The following is an 18,545-nucleotide window of genomic DNA, read 5'->3' as shown; positions in this document are numbered from 1 at the left end:
ATAGGTTCAGCGAATGGCGCCGGTGATCGCGGCGGAAGCATCGCCCCCGTCATCGGCCGACGCCCGCCTGTCATCCGGAAGCTTTACCTTCAGATCTTCCGTCATGAACTGCGTGCCGGCGGCGACCACGAGATCGCCCGGTTGCAGGCCTTGCGTGACCCGCACGCCGTCCGGCGCGAAATCGGCGACCGCGACGGGGCGCGCATGAACGGTCGAGGTGTCCTGATTCACCACCCAGACGATCGGCTTGCCATTCTTCTGAGACAACGCTTCCAGCGGGACCGCCGCCTGGCGATGCACCGTAGCGATCGTGGCTTCGACTGTCGCGGTCATGCCGAGAAGAACGCGCGGGTCGTCCGGCAGGCTGACGCGGACGGAAAACGTGCGCGATTGCGGGTCGGCGCTGCCGGCGACTTCGCGCACCTTGCCAACTAGAAGCAACTTGTCGTCTGTCCAGAAGCCGACCCTGACGGCCTGGCCCGGCCTGAAATGCGAAATGTCGGTTTCCGGCACGGCGATCTGGATTTCCTTCTCACCGTCAACCGCGACCGTCACCACCGGTGCGCCGATGCCGACGACCTGGCCGCTGTCGGCGCTCAGCCCCGTCACGATCCCGCTCCGGTCGGTCTTCAGTTCGGTATAGCCGACCTGGTTCCGGGCCTGCTGAAGCGCGGAAGCCGCCGCATCCCGTGTCGCAACAGCCTGCCGGTAGCCAAGCGTCGCCTGGTCAAGCTCGGCCTGCGAGGAAATTTTCTTGTCAAAAAGCTGTTGCGCGCGCTTCTGGACAAGGCCGCTGGTTTCGACCTGCTTGTCGGCGGCCGCGAGATTGGCCTCGGCGGTCTGGACCGCCAGCGCGTAGTCGGTGGGATCGATGCGGGCAAGAACATCGCCGGGGTTCACCCTGTCGCCGATATCGACGCGCCGCTCGACGATCTTGCCGGCAACGCGAAAGCCGAGGTTCATCTCGGTGCGGGCCTTTACCGCGCCGGAATAGTCGAGTTCCCTGGTGCCGTCCGCCTTGGCGATCTCCACGACCTTGACCGGCCGGATGATGGCTGCGGGTTCGGTCTTGGCCTCGGTGCAGGCCGAAACGGACACAGCCACGATGCCAAGCATTCCCAGACTGGCAAAAAGGCGTGCAAAGCCATCGAAGGTCTTGAACGAAAGCATCGTTCGCGCTCCTGAAATGTTTCTGATCGGATGACGGGCCTAAGCCGCGCCTACTTCAATGCCCTGATCGCGAAATCGACCAGTTCTTCCGGTGCCGCGCGATTTTCCTTCGCAAGGCATTGCGCCACCATCTGCGGGTGGCAAAGTGTAACCGTCGAGGCACCGAAGCATCGGGCGGCGCTTTCGGGGTCCTGCTGGCGAAACTCTCCGGTCTCGATCCCTTCGCGGATAAGGCCGGCATAGATCTGGTGCAGGCGGTCGACATGTTTCTCGATCACATGCCAGTCGCGCTCGATGGCCACGATGACCATTTCATGGACTTTCTGCTCGTCGAGCATCGTTTCCATCGTTAGGCGGTGATGATCGAGGATGCAGCGGCGCAGGCGTTCGGAAGCGGGGAGCGGCAGTTTTGAAATGCCGATGGCCATATGCAGGCTTGCCGCGAGCATGCGCCCGCAGATGGCCTGGTGGATCTGTTCCTTCGAGGCGAAGAAACGATAGACGTTGGCCGGCGACATGCCGAGGTCGCGGGCAATGTCGGAAACGGTGGTCTTGCCGTAGCCGTAGTGCCTAAACAGCCGCTCGGCGCATTCCAGAATGCGCTCGACATTGTCTTGCCGCGAGGAGTCCAGTTCTTCGGTCGTCTCGTTCATGGCCATTCTGTTACGTGTGACGAATTTCAACTTTCGTCACACGTAATTCGTACAGGGCCATTCGTCAAGCTCAAGATGAAATCTAAAAGCCGCTTACACCATCTCTCCTGACAATTATGGCCGGCCGGGCACGCCCTTCGATGAAGTTCGCCAAGCGGCCGGCAGGCGGAGTATTACCGCACCGCGACCCACCGGCTTTCCTCGAACGAGCGCGCCATGGCGTGCACGGTGCGCTCGATCTCCAGCCCCTTGTCGAAGCCGATGACGCGCGCCGGTTTGCCGGCCAGCCTGTTGAGCACTTCCTGACATTCGATGATTTTCAGGTCGTTGAACCCCAGGCCATGGCCGGGTGCCGGAACGAATGCGCCGTAAGGCTGATGCTGGGGGCCGGCCAGGATGGTCCGGTAGCCCTGTTCGGTCGCCCGGTCGGAGGTGACATAGAGCTGGAGTTCGTTGGCGCGCTCCTGGTCGAACAGGATCGAACCCTTCGAGCCAAAGATCTGGATGGCGATGCGGCCCTTGCGGCCCCAGGCCGAGCGGTTGACCTGAAGCGTGCCGGAAACGCCGTTCTCCAGATGCATCAGGATGGTGGCGATGTCCCATGTCTCGACCGCACGCTGCCCGCCTTCAGCCGTCTTGCGGGTGGCATAGGGTTTTGCCATGTCGCACATCACGCGGGCAACGCGCCCGAAGAGAACCTGGATGAGGGACAGCGGGTGGACCGCGAAATCGTCGAGCGCACCGTAGCCGGACGTCTTTTCATGCTTCCAGAAAAACAGGGCCTCCGGATCGGCCATGAAATCCTCGTCCATCTCGACGCGCAGATGATTGACGTCGCCGATCGCCTTCTCGTCGAGCAGCCGGCCGATATGGCGGATCATGGGGCCTTGAATGTAATTATAGCCGAGCATGGCGGCCTTGCCTGATTTTTGCGCCGCAAGCGCCATCATCTCCGCCTCGGCAAAGCTCGGCGCCATCGGCTTCTCGCACCACAGATGCTTGCCGGCTTCTAGGGCCGCGATGGCCATTTCGGGATGAAACTGGTTCGGCGTGGTCAACGAAACGACATCGACATCGGGATCATTGACGACGGCGCGCCAATCGCCGGAGCCCTTGGCGAAGCCGAATTCGGTTGCCCGGCGCCTGGCAAGATCCTCACTGACTTCGCCAAGGTGAACGAGCCTGGGCCTGGGCGTTTCTGGAAAGACGGTGCTGACGGCGTTCCACGCCAGTGCATGGCACTTGCCCATGAACCCGGTGCCAATCCACCCAACACCAACCCCATTGCCACTCATTGTCCATTCCTTCGCTTCGAGCCCACCTGCCTGCTTGCGACTCCCGTTATCGCAGTAGGAGCGCGGAGAATATCCATACCATTTATTCCGTGCTAGAGCTTGCTGGAATAATGGTGCCACAATAAGGAAAGCCCGTTGAAAGCGACTGCCCGGCCCCCGCAACACTCAGCCCCAACGGATTTCGCCACATTGAGACAGGTCATGCTCGATGGTCGAAAGTCCCTCCCGAAGAGAATAGCGCAGATTGCCGCCTATTCTCTCGACAACCCCGACGAGATCGCTTTTGGAACGGCGGCAAGCATCGCCACGGCGGCTGGCGTCCAGCCTTCAACCCTCATCCGTTTCGCCCAGCACTTCGGCTATGACGGCTTTACCAGCATGCAGGTCGTCTTTCGCGGGCGGCTTCTGGATCGGAATGCATCCTACGAGGACCGCCTGCAATCGCTGCGGGTCGGGGGGGTCGATACGGAAAGCACCAACGTGCTGGACGGCTTCATGGCGGCCTCGGTGCGATCCGTGAACAGCCTGGCCGACACGTTCGATCGCCCGAAGTTTGAAGCCGCGGTCGCCACTCTTCAGGCGGCGGAAACGATCTACATCGTGGCCAAGCGGCGCTCTTTCCCCATCGCCAGCTATCTCGCGTATATTTTCGGCAAGCTGCGGGTCAAGAACTGCCTCATCGACTCGTCTTCCGGACTGGACGTCGAAACCGTGTCGTTCGCTTCGCCAAGGGATGCCGCCATAGCGATAAGCTTTTCCCCCTATGCCTCGGAGACGATCAGCCATGCGAGCGGGCTCTCCCAGCGATCGGTCCCGGTCATCAGCATAACCGATAGCGCCTTTTCTCCGCTGACCGAGTTCTCCAAGACCTGCTTCGAAGTCGTCGAGGCCGATTATGCCGGGTTTCGCACGCTGGCCGCCAGCATGGCGCTGGCAGCGACGCTGGCCGTCCGGGTCGCCGAAGCCCGCGCATCGCAAGTCACGGACAAAGGATAAGAATTTTTATTCCATATTGACTATTTATGGAATTTGGATTTCATATCTGTTTCTGTGAGTACCCTTTGACGCGGCGGCGTCGACATGGGGCGAAATGGAGAACGCCATGTCTGCCGATCATTCCTGCCTGCTGGACGTAATCACCATCGGCCGAGCCTCCGTCGATCTTTACGGCCAGCAGATCGGTTCGCGGCTGGAGGACATCGCTTCCTTTGCCAAGTCGGTTGGCGGGTGCCCGGCCAATATCGCCGTCGGCACCGCGCGGCTGGGATTGCGCTCGGCCTTGCTCACGCGCGTCGGCGACGAGCAGATGGGCCGGTTTATCCGCGAGCAGCTCGTACGCGAGGGCGTATCGGTCGCGGCGCTGAAGACCGATCCGGAGCGGCTGACGGCGCTGGTCCTGCTGTCGGTGGAAGACGAGGGCGTCTCGCCGATGATCTTCTATCGCACGGATTGCGCCGATATGGCGCTCGCGCCGGAAGATGTCGACGAGAACTTCGTCGCGACCGCCCGCGCCGTCGTCGTCACCGGCACGCATTTCTCGCGCGACAACAGTGCTGCCGCCCAGCGCAAGGCCATTGCGGTCATGAAGGCCAAGGGCGGCAAGGTTGTCTTCGACATCGACTACCGGCCCAATCTGTGGGGGCTTGCCGGCCACGCCGAGGGCTTTGGCCGCTACGTCAAGTCCGACAGGGTTTCGGCGGCGATGCAGTCGGTCCTGCCGGATTGCGATCTCATCGTCGGCACCGAGGAGGAGGTGCTGATCGCATCGGGCGAAGGCGATTTGCTTTCGGCGCTGAAGACGATCCGGGCGCTGTCGGCGGCCACCATCGTGCTCAAGCGCGGCGCCATGGGCTGCATCGTTTACGACGGCCCTATACCCGACGACCTCGAACACGGGATTGTCGGCAAGGGCTTCGCAATAGAGGTCTATAACGTGCTGGGCGCCGGCGATGCCTTCATGTCCGGCCTGCTGCGCGGCTGGCTGGGCGGCGAAAGCCTGGAGGTCGCGGCGACCTGGGCCAACGCCTGCGGCGCTTTCGCCGTTTCGCGCCTGTTGTGCGCGCCCGAATACCCGACCTTCGAGGAACTGCAGTTCTTCCTCGAGAATGGCAGCACGCAGCACGCGCTGCGCAAGGACGAAGCAATCAACCACATCCATTGGGCGACGACTAGGCGGGCCGAAATCCCATCGCTGATGGCGCTGGCCTGCGACCATCGCAGTCAGTTGGAGGCCGTGGCCGAAAAGGCCGGTGCGGACTTTTCCCGCATCAACGAATTCAAGGTGCTGGCGGTGAAAGCAGCGGCCAAGGTCGCTGCCGGCCGTGACGGCTACGGCATGCTGATCGACGAGAAATACGGGCGCGAGGCGATGTTCGAATATGCCCGGCATCCCTTTGCATGGCTCGGCCGGCCGGTCGAACTGCCGGGGTCGCGCCCGCTTCGCTTCGAGTTCAGCCAGGACATCGGCTCGCAACTCGTCGATTGGCCAGTTGGGCATTGCATCAAGTGCCTGTGCTTCTATCACCCGGATGACCCGGCGGAACTGAAGGCCGAGCAGCAGCAGAAGCTGCGCACGCTGTTCGAGGCCTCGCGCAAGATAGGCCGCGAGTTGCTGGTCGAGATCATCGCCTCCAAGAATGGCGCGGTTGCGCAAGACACCATCGCGCGGGCGTTACAGGAACTGTATGCGCTGGGCATCAAGCCCGACTGGTGGAAGCTGGAGCCGCAGGCATCAGCCGCCGCGTGGCAGGCGATCGAGGCGGTTGTGAACGGCAACGATCCGTGGTGCCGCGGCGTCGTGCTGCTCGGGCTGGAGGCTTCACAAGTCGAACTGGAGGCGGCGTTCGCTGCTACCGCCGATGCCCCCATCGTCAAGGGCTTTGCGGTCGGGCGCACCATCTTCATCCACGCCGCAGAGCGATGGCTGGCCGGGAAAATGTCGGACGACGAGGCCGTTGCCGACATGGCGGGACGATTCAGGAAACTCACCGAAGCGTGGCTTGCCGCGCGCGGGCGCAAGGCGGCATAAGAGAGCGGAGGAAAAAGATGGCAAACACGATCCGCCTGACCATGGCGCAGGCGCTGACCCGCTTTCTCAGCAAGCAGATGACGGAGATCGACGGAGAGACCGTGCCGATATTTGGCGGGGTCTGGGCGATCTTCGGGCATGGCAATGTCGCCGGCCTTGGCGAGGCGCTTTATGCCGTTCGCGACGAATTGCCGACGTTCCGCGCCCATAACGAGCAGGCGATGGCGCATGCCGCAATTGCCTATGCCAAGACCCATTTCCGCCGCCGCTTCATGGCCGCCACCAGTTCCATCGGACCCGGCGCGCTCAACATGGTGACGGCGGCGGGCGTTGCCCATGTCAACCGGCTGCCGCTGCTTCTGCTGCCGGGCGACGTCTTCGCCAGCCGTATCCCTGATCCGGTCCTGCAGCAGGCGGAAAATTTCGGCGACGGAACGCTATCGGTCAACGACTGCTTCCGACCGGTCTCGCGCTATTTCGACCGCATCACCCGGCCCGAACAGATCATCCCGGCGCTCAACCGCGCCATGCAGGTTCTGACCGACCCGGCCGAATGCGGCCCGGTGACGCTGGCGCTGTGCCAGGACGTACAGGCCGAAGCTTTTGATTACCCCGAAAGTTTCTTTGCTAAGCGGCTGTGGACCCCGCGCCGGCCGCGCCCGGACCGGCGTGAGATGGCCGAAGCGGTCGCTGCGCTAAGAGGAGCAAAAAAGCCGCTCATCATCGCCGGCGGCGGTGTCCTCTATTCGCAGGCGTGCGACGGGCTTCAAGAATTCTCGAATGCGACCGGTATTCCCGTCTGCGAGACACAGGGCGGCAAGTCCGCTTTGCCGGACGAGCATGCCCTCAACATGGCGGCGGTCGGCGTCACCGGCACTTCTGCCGCCAACCGGTTGGCCGAAGAGGCGGACGTCGTGCTGGCCATCGGCACGCGCCTGCAGGATTTTACCACCGGCTCCTGGGCGCTGTTCCGGAATTCCGGCAAGACTATCATCGGCCTGAACGTCCAGCCTTTCGACGCCGGCAAGCACCGCGCGCTGCCGCTGGTAGCCGACGCGCGCGAGGGCTTGGTGGAGCTTGGCGCGGCACTCGGTCGCTGGCAGGCGCCGGCTGCATGGACCGAGACGGCGAAGCGAGGCAAGGCCGAATGGCAAGCAGCAGCAGCCAAGGTGACCGCGCCCACCAACGCCCCGTTCCCGTCCGATGCGCAGGTCATCGGTGCTGTGCAGCGCGTCATGGGTTCGGGCGCTACCGTGCTGCACGCGGCCGGCGGCCTGCCGGGCGAACTGCATAAGCTCTGGCAGGCGGGCGCGCCGGGGTCCTACCATGCGGAATACGGCTTCTCGACCATGGGCTACGAGATTGCCGGCGCGCTCGGGGCCAAGATGGCGAAGCCGGACAGGGAGGTCGTCGTCATGGTCGGCGACGGCTCTTATCTCATGTTGAATTCCGAGATCGCGACCTCGGTCATGCTGGGCCTTAAACTGACCATCGTGCTGCTCGACAACCGCGGCTTCGGCTGTATCAACCGGCTGCAGATGGCGACCGGCGGCGCCAACTTCAACAATCTCCTGAAGGATGCGCGCCACGAGACGCTGCCCGACATCGACTTTGCCGCGCATGCTTCAAGCCTCGGCGCGATAGCGCAGAAGGTGTCGTCCATCGCCGACCTGGAAGCAGCCCTTGCGAGCGCGAAAGCCAACACCCGCACCACCGTCGTGGTGATCGATACCGATCCGCTGGCATCGACCGAAGCCGGCGGCACCTGGTGGGATGTCGCCGTGCCGGAAGTCAGCGCGCGCGGCGAGGTGAACGCGGCGCGCAAGGCCTATGAGCAGAAGCGGCAGGCGCAGAATATCGGCGATTGACCGACGCCCAACGCAGACAGACAAACGCCAGGAACCGGAGCAAGAGCTTGAAAGCCAGACTGGGCATGTCCCCCATCGCGTGGTGGAACGACGATCTCGTGGAACTGAGCGACGACGTGTCGCTGGAAGAGTGCCTGTCGCAATCGCGCTCTGCCGGCTTTACCGGCATGGAAATGGGCCGCCGCTTTCCCAGCGATCCCGCCACCATGCTGCCGATCCTGAAGAAGGCGGACGTCACCTTATGCGGTGGCTGGTTCTCCGGAACGCTTGTCAACGAAGAGATGGCGGCCAACAAGGACCGCATCCAGCCGATGATCGACCTGTTCAAGGCGGTCGGCGCGCCGGCAATCGTCTATGGCGAGGTTGGTCGGTCCATCCAGGGCGACCGGTCGAAGCCGCTCGCCACCAAGGCCGTGCTTGGCGACGACGAAATGAAAGCCTATGCCCGGAAGCTGACCCAATTCGGCGAATGGTGCGCCGGCCAGGGCATGCCACTCGCCTATCATCATCACATGGCGGCGGTCGTGCAGTTCGAGCATGAACTGGACGCCTTCATGACCCACTCCGGCGAGGGTATTCCGCTGCTGCTCGACGCCGGCCATCTCGCCTTTGCCGGCGGCGACGTGCTGCGCGCCATCGACAGGCACCATGCCCGCATCAGCCATGTCCATGTGAAGGACGTGCGCATGGAGGTGATCGCGGGGCTGGACTGGTCGAGCCGGTCCTTCCTCGACGCGGTGGCGCTGGGCGCCTTTACCGTGCCGGGCGACGGCTCGCTGGATTTCGGCGCAATCGTCAAGAAGTTCGCGGACTATGGCTATGAAGGCTGGTTCGTGGTCGAGGCCGAACAGGACCCGAGGAAAAATCCGCCTCTCCAAATGGCGCAAGTCGGCTACAAGGAACTGATGCGGGTAATGACCGCCGCAGGGTATACGGTCGAAACGCAGGGTTTTGGCTCCTGACCCTTGGCGAGGCGATAGCGGAAACGATGTGATGGCAACGATCAAAGACCACGATCACCCTTTCTTCCGGCCACTCTGGCGGCGCATCGCCGTCGTTGCGGTCTGCTTCATCTGGGCGGGGCTGGAGTATCTCGGCGGCTCGCCGACATGGAGCATGATCGCGCTGGCCTTTGGCGCTTACGGCGCGTGGCAGTTCTTCTACATCTACAAGCCCGTCGACGAGACCGCGCCGACGGTCGAACAAGACGCCAAGGAATAGGCCAAGGACCAAGGCATGCCGAAACTGCACATTCGCCCGAAAAAAAATGGCTATGGCCGCGTTGTCCATGTGACACCGCAGAGCGCCGGCTGGACCTATGTCGGCTTCGACCTGCATCGCCTGCGGCCCGGCGAGGCGGCGGCGGGAGAAACCGGCGACAGCGAGGTCTGCCTTGTCTTCATCACCGGCAAGGGCACCGTGGAAGCAGGCGGAAAACCGCTCGGCCTGCTTGGCGAACGCATGTCGCCCTTCGAGGGCAAGCCGTGGTCGGTTTATGTGCCGCAGGGTTGCGACTGGTCGGTGACGGCGGAGACGGAACTGGAACTCGCCGTCTGCTCGGCGCCGGGCCTTGGTGGAGGCCTGCCCGTGCGGGTCATCGCGCCAGACGGCCTCGGCCAGGAAACCCGCGGCAAGACCACCAATACGCGCTACGTCACCAACATTTTGCCGGAAGGCGATCCGGCGGATTCGCTGCTGGTGGTCGAGGTGATCACGCCGGGCGGCCACACGTCGAGCTATCCGCCGCACAAGCACGACCGCGACAACCTGCCGGCGGAATCGGCCCTGGAAGAAACCTATTACCACCGGATCAACCCGCCGCAGGGTTTTGCCTTCCAGCGCGTCTATACGGATGCCGATGAGCACGGCGTGCGGTCGCTGGACGAGGCGATGGCGATCGAGGACGGCGACGTGGTGCTGGTGCCGGAGGGCTATCACCCCTGCGCGGCCTGCCACGGATACGACCTTTATTATTTGAACGTCATGGCCGGGCCGAAGCGGACGTGGAAGTTCTACAATGCGCCCGAGCACGAATGGCTGATGAAGGCCTGACCCGGCGCTTTCTCGGGTAGATCGAATCCTGGACCGGAGCAGCATTGGCTGCTTCTCCTTGTAATTGCTGTGGAGGAAATAATGTACAGGTTTGGTCTTCTGGGCGCCGGCCGTATCGGCAAGGTTCACGCGCGCGCCATCGGTGCGAACCCGCAAGCCAGGCTGATTGCGGTAGCCGACGCCATGGACAAGGCCGCGAAAGATCTTGCCACCGCCTATGGCGCGGAAGTGCGAACCATCGACGCCATCGAAGCGGCGGCGGATATCGATGCGGTCGTCATCTGCACGCCGACCGATACCCATGCCGACCTGATCGAGCGCTTCGCCAAGGCCGGCAAGGCGATTTTCTGCGAAAAGCCGATCGACCTCGACACCAAGCGCGTCCAGGAATGCCTTGCCGTCGTGGAAAAGACCAAGGCGGTGCTGATGGTCGGATTCAACCGCCGCTTCGATCCGCATTTCATGGCGGTGCGCAAGGCCATCGACGACGGCGCCATCGGCGCGGTGGAGATGGTGACGATTACGTCGCGCGATCCCGGTGCGCCGCCGGTCGATTACATCAAGCGCTCCGGCGGCATCTTCCGCGACATGACCATCCACGATTTCGACATGGCGCGTTTCCTGCTGGGCGAGGAACCGGTCGCGGTCAGCGCCCACGCATCGGTGCTGGTGGACAAGGCAATCGGCGAGGCCGGCGATTTCGACTCGGCCAGCGTCATCCTGGAGACCGCCTCCGGCAAGCAATGCATCATTTCCAACTCGCGCCGCGCCACCTATGGCTACGACCAGCGCATCGAAGTGCATGGCTCCAAGGGCATGGTCGCGGCGGAAAACCAGCGGCCGGTGTCAATCGAACTCGCTAATGAAAAGGGTTATACTCGCCCGCCGCTGCATGACTTCTTCATGACCCGCTATACGCAAGCCTACGCCAACGAAATCGCCGCCTTCATCGACGTTCTGGCCAAGGGCGGCAAGGCCAGCCCGAGCGGTGCGGACGGGCTTGCCGCGCTCCGGCTGGCGGATGCAGCACTGGCGTCGGCCACGTCAGGCAAGACCATCCGCTTGGACGCCTGAATAGCGCTGGAGCATCGGACCGGAAGCCGGCTTTCGGTCCGATGCTCCACTAACGCCTCATGGGCGGTTTTCGCCCATGCGGGCGAACGCTGCCGGATCGCTTGCCTTGAGCCTTGCCGCCAGCAGAACGCCCACAATCGCGGCCAGCGGTATCAGCGATGGCAAAACGATGCCGAGTGAGCCGCCGGCGGTCTGGGTCAGGTCGCCAAAATTCACGAAGATGTAGACGAACAACACGGCCATCACGATTGCCGACAGGGCCGGCAGGACCAGCGTGACCAAAGGGGAACGACTGGTCGGGTTTTTCTTGAAGAAGGCGATGACCGCAATGGAACACACGGTCATCATCGCCAGCACGCCCAGGGTTCCGATCTGCGCGATCCAGGTGAACATGTTGAGCACCGGGTCGAGGCCAAGGCCGGCGAAGATGGCGAGCACGATCAGCGCGCCCACCGACTGTACGATCGAGCCGATATGCGGGCTTTGATGGGTGTCGTGCGTCCGGCCGAACGCGGCCGGCAGCAGGCCCTCCCTCCCGGCTACATAGCTGTAGCGCGCGATGTAGTTGTGGAAGGAACTCAAGGCGGCAAACAGGCTGGTCACCAGCAGCAGCGCGGCAATCGTCGGCACCGGGCCGCCGACATATTGGCCAGCGAGATCGAAGAAGAACGTCGTCGGGTCCTCCGAAGCACCGAGCGTCGATTGCAGGTTTTCCGCACCGACCCCGACGACCATCAGCCAGGTCGTGAAAACATAGAAAGTGCCGATCAGCACGACCGACAGATAGGTCGCGCGTGCGATGGTCTTTTCGGGATCGCGCGCTTCCTCGGCGTAGATCGTCGTGGCCTCGAAGCCGATGAAGGAACCCAGGCAAAACAGAACGGCAACGGTAAACGAGCCGGAGAACATGGCGCTCGTGTCGAAGAAGTTGAACGAAAGCCCATGCGCGCCGCCCTGGCCGAGGATCCCGAAATCGACCAGCAACACGACCAGATATTCGAGGGCGACAAGCGCGACCAGTACCTTTGCCGAAAGGTCGACCTGCCGGTATCCCAGAAGGGCGACAAGGGCGATGGCAAGGAAACTCCAGGCCCACCAGGGCAGCACGATGCCCATGCTGGCGAAAACACCCGAGCTGATGCCGCCGAACAGGCCGATCAGGCCAAATTGCATCGCGTTGTAGGCGACAAGCGCGACGATGGCGCAGGCTCCGGCGGCATGACCGCCAAGACCCCGCGCCGCATAGGCATAGAATGCGCCCGCATTCGAGATGTGGCGCGACATGGCCACGTAACCGACCGAGAAGGCCAGCATCAACAGGGTAACAAGCAGGAACGTCGCCGGGAAGCCGGTGCCGTTGCCAAGCAGGAAGGCGATCGGCACGGCGCCGGCGATGCCGGTCAGCGGGGCCGCGGCCGAGATCACCATGAAGGTGACGGCGATCAGTCCGAGTGAATTCTTTCGAAGTCGATTGACCTCAATGCTGCTCATTTCAGTCTTCCTCCCCTTGTTGCCGCCCGGCGTCGGTCCCGCCAGCACCGGTGCTATCGCTTAGTTCCGTTCGACGCGTGATGCACGCGATCGCCGCGCTTTTCCTGTTGCGAAGGCCCTGCCCCGACGCGTTCCCGGCACCTGGCCAGGAATTGCCGCGTCGAGCCGTTCTGCTCGCCGGCCCGGCGCACGACCGAAACAATCGCCGCCTCCGGGAATTTGGCCTGCAAGGGCACGGTGCGAAACCGTTTTCCGTCAGGCCCGGTGTTGCTGTGCAATCCCTGCGGCACGATCGAGTAGCCGAGACCCTGGGCAACCAGCCCGCGCACCATGGCGAAGGACGGCGACTGAAAGCGGAAAACCGGTTTTTGGCCATTGCGCTCGAACAAGGCGACGGTCGCCGCCCTTACCGATGGAAGATCCAGCAGGACCATGGGCAGGTCGGATATTTCAGCGAGTGTCAGCTTCTCCCTTTCCGCCAAGGGATGATCCGCGCTCAGGATCACATGGGGTGCGGGCGGGCTGATGCGCTCGAAGGCGAGGTCCGGCTCGCTCGTGAATGCATGCGTGAGCGCCGCATCGATGCGGCCCGCCCTCAACTGCTCGATGAGGTCGTCATGGTCGGCCTCCAGGAGACTGATCTCCGTCTGCGGCTGCTGAACGGAGAAGTCGGCGACAAGACCGGGAACGAACTGCGGCCCGAGCGTCATGAAGAAACCGATGCGCAACTGTTGTTCGGCGGGCTGCGGCTGGTACTGGTCGGTCCCGATGGGGACGGCGCGACGATAGCCGCGATTGGCATAGACCAGAGGGGATCGCTGCTCCGAAATGTCGATCTGCTCGACTTCGCCGATGAAAATGAAATGCGTTCCCCAAAGCAGGGCTGTTTTCAACTCGCAATCGAAGGACACCAGCGCATCGGCAAGGATCGGAGCGCCGGTGGCGCCGCTGCGCCAGTCGACCGCGCCGAAGCGATCCGCCGTCACATGCTTGAGACGTCCCGAGAAAAGATCGGAGACATCGCTTTGTGCACCGGTCAGGACGTTGGCGCAGAAACGGCGGTTCTTCTTGATGGCCTCGCAGGCCGGGCTCAGGTGGTGAACGCTGATGAGCAGCGACGGCCGGCTCGTATCGGCGGAAACGGAGGTCATCGACGAGACGGTGACACCGAACCTTCCGGCATCTCCGTCCGTGGTCACGACGGTTACGGCGGCTGCAACCCGGCTCATGCCCTCCACGAATTGCTGGCGAAGGTCGGGGTTCATGGCCATCAGCCCAGATCGAAGAAGCGCTGGAGTTCGACGTCCGGCACTTTCTTGCAGAACTCGTCGAACTGGCTCTGGCGCGAGGCTGCGAAGGTTTCGACGAAGCGCGGCCCCAGCCAGTCCTTGGCGAAGGTCGAACTGCGCAGGCGCTCGATCGCCTCGGGCATGGAGCGGGCGAAATCCGGTCCGCCGGGGCTTTGAACATAGCCGTTGCCGATCACCTCGGGCAGCGGCTCGATCTTTTCCAGAATGCCGGCGACACCCGCCGCAACCGTGGCGGCAACCGTGAGATAGGGATTTGTATCGGCGCCCGGCAGGCGGTTTTCCACCCGCAGCGAAACGGCGTCATGGCCGACAACGCGGAAACAGGTGGTCCGATTTTCGAACCCCCAGGTCAGGCCGGGCGGTGCGAAGGTGCCCGGAGCGAAACGGCGATAGGAATTGACAGTCGGCTGGAACAAAAGGGTCAGATCGCCGATATAGCGCTGCAACCCGCCGATATAATGCCGGAAGGTCTCCGAAACGCCGTTGCGTTGCGACGGGTCGTGCAGCACGGCTTGCCCGTCCTTGCCGGTGAGACTGGTGTGTACGTGGATCGACTGCGAATCCGCGTCCTCGTTCCAGCGCGGCATGAAGGTGACGCATTTGCCTTGGCGCTGGGCGAGAGCGCGCAGGAAATTCTTGAGAAGGACAAGCTGGTCGGCCGGCTCAAGCCCCGTTCCGGCCGCGATGCAGGCTTCCAGAAAGCCGCCGCCGATCTCTTCGTGCATCTTGGCGATGTCGATCCGCAGCGATTCACACATCGCTCCAACCGCTTCGTACCATTCCGTCTGCTGCGCCTGGTAGAGTACAAGGTCGTGGCTCTTATGCAGCGTCGCCGTAACGAGGTTCCGGTAGCCCTTGGCCCTAGCGCTCTCGGGCGTTTCGTTGAAAAGCGTATATTCGAGTTCCAGCCCGTAGCGCGGCGTGAAGCCGGCCGTCGCCGCGCGGTCGATGACGCTGCGCAGAATGGAGCGCGGGCATAGTTCAGCTGTGGGGCCGGAATAGTTGCCCAGCACCAGCAGGTCGTAGCCCGGCTTCGACCAGGGAAGCCGGCGAAGCGTGGTGTGGTCGAGCATCAGCGGATCGTCGTGGAAATCGGCCGTCTCGTCGGTTATGCCCGGCGCCGTCAGCACGACGTCCGTCGGGTCGAGCGCGAAGGTCACCGGCGACATGCCCATGCCGTTCCTGGCGATGCCGGCAAGCAAGGCGACCGACACCATCTGCCCACGCAGCAGGCCGTTGGTGTCGGTCATGGCCACCGTCGCGAACCGGCTCGTTGTGTCCGCGATATAGTCGGCAAGCGTCATGGTTGCTCCGTCAGGAAAAAGGGTGGCGTCTTGAGACTGGCGAGTTCGGCCACGTCCTCGTCGGGGTGAAGGGAATAGGCGCGCAGGAAAACCGTCAAGCCGTTGCGGACATAGCGCTCCAGGTCGCGGCGGTCCGGAACATAGTCAGGCACATGCAGCGCCTTGTTGCGCGGCGCCGACAAGATGAGGCCCCAGAGATCTTCGGCCGCCAGTTCGGCGTCGTCGAAGCTTAGCCGGTTCAGCGCGCGTTGCCGCGTCAGATAGTCGACCATGCCGCGAAGGACGTGATCGGGGCCTGATGCCTGATAGGCACGGCCGATATCCGGAAACCGCTGCGCCTCCGAAATGATCAGGCGCGCAAGCGACAGCATATCCGGCCGCATGACGATGTCGGCGTAGCGCCAGGCGAAGGCGTGCAATTCGCCGACCATGCTCGCAGTCTCGGCCGGGCGCTGGAACACATCGAGCATCTCGTTGCGTTCTTCCGTCATCATGGCGTTGAACAGTTCTTCCTTGGACGGAAAATACTGGTAGAGGGTCGGCTTCGTCAGCCCGGCGGCGGCGGCGATCACGTCCATCGACGCGCCCGAAAAACCCTTGTCCGAAAACTCGCGCATTGCCGCATCGACGATGCTTTGCCGGCGAAGCATACGGTTCAACTCACGCTTTGGAAGGGCGCTCATGGCGCAATCCCCCGAAGCCATTCCAGGAGGATGGTATTATAGGCTTCCGGCTGTTCCACATTGCAGACATGGCCGGCGTCGGGAATGACCTCGAAGCGAATGGAGGCAAGCGCTGCTTCTTGGAGAATGCGCCGGGCAACGCCGCGAATCTCGGCTGGCGGCGCAAGCCTGTCGTGTTCGCCCGTCATCATCAGAACCGGCATGGTCAACCTCGAAAAGTCGAAGCGCTCTGGCGGATGCGTGAAACAGTGGAGCGCGTCGCGGTACGTGGCCACCGGAATGGCGGTCATCGAGGCCAGCAATGTTGTGCGCACGGCCTCGCCGGCATTGGGTCCGGCGAGAACTTCGACCACGGCCGGTGCGAAATCCGCCGGCACCTTGCCAGCGGCCAGCGGCGCTTCGCGGGACTGGCGGAAGGCCTCCCGCTCAGTTACGCCCGCTTCCGACATGCCGGTGCAACCGCCCGACAGGACCAATCCGGACAGCCGGTCCGGATTGCGCATGGCAAAGGACGTGGCGATCCACGAGCCATAGGAGAGGCCGACCAGGATCAGCTTTTCCGCACCGAGGGCCGATGCAACCCGGAGGATGTCGTCGCAATAGGCGTCAATCGTCGTCGGCGCGGAACCTAATTGGCTGCCGCCATAACCGCGCAGATCCAGCGCTGCCGCGCGCCAATGAGCGCCGACGGCCTGGAGTTGGGGAACCCAATTGCTGCGCTCGCCGCCAATGCCGTGCAGAAAGAGCACGAGTGGCTCTCCCGCTCCATGCGAGGCTGTAATCTCAAGCCGGGGCTGGCCGGCGACGGAAATCGTTTCCAACGAGATCGAACGGGGCGACGATCCATGTCGAGGTGGCCTGATCGGCTTGGCCGCGCCCGTATCGGCGAGCGACCCCAATGCCGCTATACCCGCCTCGAAAACCATTGCGGTGCCAAGTGCGGCTTCCTTGACGCGACGGGCCGGCGCTTCGATCCGCGCCGTCCACTCGATCGTGGAGCCGCCGTCCTCGCGCCCGCTTACGCTCAACTCAGCGCAATATTCGTCGATGCCTTCGATGCCTGCGAGGTGTTCATAGGCAAGCGTCCGGTCACTGTCCGAAAAATAGGTTTGCTGCTCTTCATACAGGGCGTCGTCGCCCTTGGTCGTGAAACGCCGGACCTTGGCCCCTCTTCTGTCCCCGTGCGTTTCGATCCGCTCGATGAAGGGATGCCAGGCACCGCCAAAATCGCGCGCGATTGCCCACACTTCCGCTGGTTCGGCGGCCGCCATGCCCGTGACCCGAACCAGTTCCGTCGCCATCGCTTAGCGAACGCCCGCCGATGTCGACGAATCCCCGCGCCAAAGCGACGAACGCGCGCCGTCCTCGTCGCCTGGCGCGCCGTCCAACTCTTCGAGGTCGTAGAGGGTCAGCACCGAGAGATAGTCCTCCATGATTTCCGCAGTGTAGGGCAGCATCAGCGCGCCGCAGCGGCTGTCGCGGTACATGCGCTCGAGCGGCAGGGACTTCAGCATCGACTGGCCGCCGCAGGTCCGGATCGCCAGCGCGGCAATCTCCTGGGCACCGTCCATGACGTTATATTGCGCCGCATACATGCGCAGCACCTGCGCCTTGGTCGGGAACCCCTGCGCTTCCATGAAAGCCTGCCACCACAGCGCGCGCATGCTAGCCAGTTTGGCGTACATCTTGCCGACGGTGATGCGCTTGGTTGCGAACATGCGGCGGTCGGCAGCCGACTGGCCCGCCACCTCGCCGCGCAGATAGGCGACGGTGAAATCGAACGCGCCCTGCGCCACGCCCATATAGGTCGGCGACAGCGTCGCCATCATGTGCGGCCAGTTCGGCAATGTCTTGATGAAGATGCCGCGCGGCATCATCAGGTCTTCTTCCGTCACGAAAACGTCCTTGAGCACGAGGTCGCGGCTGTTGGTGCCGCGCATGCCCAGCGGATCCCAGCTTCCGGTGACGGTCAGGCCGGGCGTGTCCTTGTGGACGATGAAAATCATCGTGTCTTCGTGGCGCGGCTCGACGCCCTCGAAATGCTCGGTGCATACGATGGAATAGTAGTCGCAATAGCCAGCCAGCGACGCGAATTTCTTAAAACCGTTGATGCGCCAGCCGCCATCGACCTTCCTGCACCAGGTCTGTGCCGGTTTCGAAGTCCAGTTCTGGCCGGCTTCGGAGATCGGCTGCGAATAGATGCCCTGCTCCTTCACCGCGCGGCGGAACTGACGCTCGCGCAGCGGTGCGAATGCCGCGCGCTCCGCGTCGGTCAGGCTCGGCAGTTCGTACATGAAGCGCGACCACATCATCGACGAGTTGTGCATGTTGAAGGTGAGAGCGGTCGCGCCGCAATATTTGCCGATTTCCGCGCCGGCCATCGCATATTCGCCGAGGCTGAAGCCATGGCCGCCGAATTCCTGCGGCACCGTCAGGGTCAGCAGCCCTTCCGCGGCAAGATCCCTGTAGTTCTCGACCGGAAAGGACGCATCGTCGTCGACCGCCTTGGCTCTTGGCGCAAAGCGCTCGCGGCCCAGTTCGTTGATGCGCTCAAGCACCGCCAGAACTTCCGGACGGATGCGCGAGAGGTCGTAATAGTCTGCGGGTTCGCTCATCA

The 18,545-nt window shown here is 63.2% G+C and carries 16 protein-coding genes; 7 read left to right on the top strand and 9 right to left on the bottom strand.

Features of this window, described 5'->3' with window-relative positions; all coding sequences use genetic code 11:
- Nucleotides 1–6 precede the first annotated feature (6 nt).
- From ACX3P0_RS12020 to ACX3P0_RS12010, 3 genes are all read right to left on the bottom strand, one after another.
- Nucleotides 7–1,170 (bottom strand): efflux RND transporter periplasmic adaptor subunit, encoded by a 1,164-nt coding sequence (locus ACX3P0_RS12020; protein ID WP_459088709.1) that lies wholly within the window; start codon nt 1,168–1,170, stop codon nt 7–9.
- A 50-nt stretch (nt 1,171–1,220) separates the two neighbouring features.
- Complete coding sequence (locus ACX3P0_RS12015; protein ID WP_459077631.1) at nt 1,221–1,823, bottom strand: TetR family transcriptional regulator; 603 nt, start codon at nt 1,821–1,823, stop codon at nt 1,221–1,223.
- A gap of 173 nt (nt 1,824–1,996) precedes the next feature.
- On the bottom strand, nt 1,997–3,118 hold the full coding sequence (locus tag ACX3P0_RS12010; protein WP_459088707.1) for a Gfo/Idh/MocA family protein: 1,122 nt from the start codon (nt 3,116–3,118) through the stop codon (nt 1,997–1,999).
- 201 nt (nt 3,119–3,319) lie between these two features.
- On the opposite strand from ACX3P0_RS12010, the gene ACX3P0_RS12005 reads away from it, so the two are divergent.
- The 7 genes from ACX3P0_RS12005 (at nt 3,320) to iolG (ending at nt 11,140) form a co-directional block, all read left to right on the top strand.
- The gene (locus ACX3P0_RS12005) at nt 3,320–4,114 is read left to right on the top strand and encodes a MurR/RpiR family transcriptional regulator (RefSeq protein WP_459088705.1); all 795 of its coding nucleotides are present in this window, start codon (nt 3,320–3,322) and stop codon (nt 4,112–4,114) included.
- Between the two features lie 106 nt (nt 4,115–4,220).
- Complete coding sequence (locus tag ACX3P0_RS12000; protein ID WP_459088703.1) at nt 4,221–6,146, top strand: bifunctional 5-dehydro-2-deoxygluconokinase/5-dehydro-2-deoxyphosphogluconate aldolase; 1,926 nt, start codon at nt 4,221–4,223, stop codon at nt 6,144–6,146.
- A gap of 17 nt (nt 6,147–6,163) precedes the next feature.
- Entirely contained in the window at nt 6,164–8,014 is a 1,851-nt protein-coding gene (iolD, locus tag ACX3P0_RS11995) for a 3D-(3,5/4)-trihydroxycyclohexane-1,2-dione acylhydrolase (decyclizing) (RefSeq protein ID WP_459088701.1), read from the top strand.
- A 47-nt stretch (nt 8,015–8,061) separates the two neighbouring features.
- A complete protein-coding gene (gene iolE, locus ACX3P0_RS11990; protein WP_459088699.1) occupies nt 8,062–8,976 on the top strand; it encodes a myo-inosose-2 dehydratase in 915 nt (304 codons plus the stop codon).
- 40 nt (nt 8,977–9,016) lie between these two features.
- Nucleotides 9,017–9,235, top strand: a complete 219-nt coding sequence (locus ACX3P0_RS11985; protein ID WP_459088759.1) for a DUF3329 domain-containing protein — start codon at nt 9,017–9,019, stop codon at nt 9,233–9,235.
- Nucleotides 9,236–9,250: 15 nt separating this feature from the next.
- Nucleotides 9,251–10,066 carry a 5-deoxy-glucuronate isomerase gene (gene iolB, locus ACX3P0_RS11980; RefSeq protein WP_459088697.1) on the top strand — a complete coding sequence of 272 codons (816 nt, stop codon included), beginning with the start codon at nt 9,251–9,253 and terminating at the stop codon, nt 10,064–10,066.
- 78 nt (nt 10,067–10,144) lie between these two features.
- Nucleotides 10,145–11,140, top strand: coding sequence for an inositol 2-dehydrogenase (gene iolG, locus ACX3P0_RS11975; protein ID WP_459088757.1), 996 nt, complete (start codon nt 10,145–10,147; stop codon nt 11,138–11,140).
- Between the two features lie 57 nt (nt 11,141–11,197).
- On the opposite strand, the gene ACX3P0_RS11970 is transcribed toward iolG, so the two are convergent.
- Genes ACX3P0_RS11970 through ACX3P0_RS11945 form a run of 6 tightly spaced genes read right to left on the bottom strand, consistent with a single transcriptional unit; the run spans nt 11,198 to nt 18,543 of the window.
- The gene (locus tag ACX3P0_RS11970; RefSeq protein ID WP_459077623.1) at nt 11,198–12,631 is read right to left on the bottom strand and encodes an APC family permease; all 1,434 of its coding nucleotides are present in this window, start codon (nt 12,629–12,631) and stop codon (nt 11,198–11,200) included.
- 53 nt (nt 12,632–12,684) lie between these two features.
- Nucleotides 12,685–13,896, bottom strand: coding sequence for a LysR substrate-binding domain-containing protein (locus ACX3P0_RS11965; protein ID WP_459077622.1), 1,212 nt, complete (start codon nt 13,894–13,896; stop codon nt 12,685–12,687).
- A 5-nt stretch (nt 13,897–13,901) separates the two neighbouring features.
- A complete protein-coding gene (locus tag ACX3P0_RS11960; RefSeq protein WP_459088695.1) occupies nt 13,902–15,245 on the bottom strand; it encodes a glutamine synthetase family protein in 1,344 nt (447 codons plus the stop codon).
- Nucleotides 15,242–15,928 (bottom strand): TetR/AcrR family transcriptional regulator, encoded by a 687-nt coding sequence (locus ACX3P0_RS11955; RefSeq protein ID WP_459077620.1) that lies wholly within the window; start codon nt 15,926–15,928, stop codon nt 15,242–15,244. Before ACX3P0_RS11955 ends, ACX3P0_RS11960 begins: the two co-directional genes overlap by 4 nt.
- Nucleotides 15,925–17,229 carry an alpha/beta fold hydrolase gene (locus ACX3P0_RS11950; RefSeq protein WP_459088693.1) on the bottom strand — a complete coding sequence of 435 codons (1,305 nt, stop codon included), beginning with the start codon at nt 17,227–17,229 and terminating at the stop codon, nt 15,925–15,927. Before ACX3P0_RS11950 ends, ACX3P0_RS11955 begins: the two co-directional genes overlap by 4 nt.
- A 3-nt stretch (nt 17,230–17,232) precedes the next feature.
- A complete protein-coding gene (locus ACX3P0_RS11945) occupies nt 17,233–18,543 on the bottom strand; it encodes an acyl-CoA dehydrogenase family protein (RefSeq protein WP_459088691.1) in 1,311 nt (436 codons plus the stop codon).
- Nucleotides 18,544–18,545 lie beyond the last annotated feature (2 nt).

It is taken from the genome of Mesorhizobium sp. A556 (genome assembly GCF_054489545.1).
The sequence above is the reverse complement of the archived record's forward strand: the minus strand, read 5'-3'. Positions and strand labels throughout refer to the sequence as shown.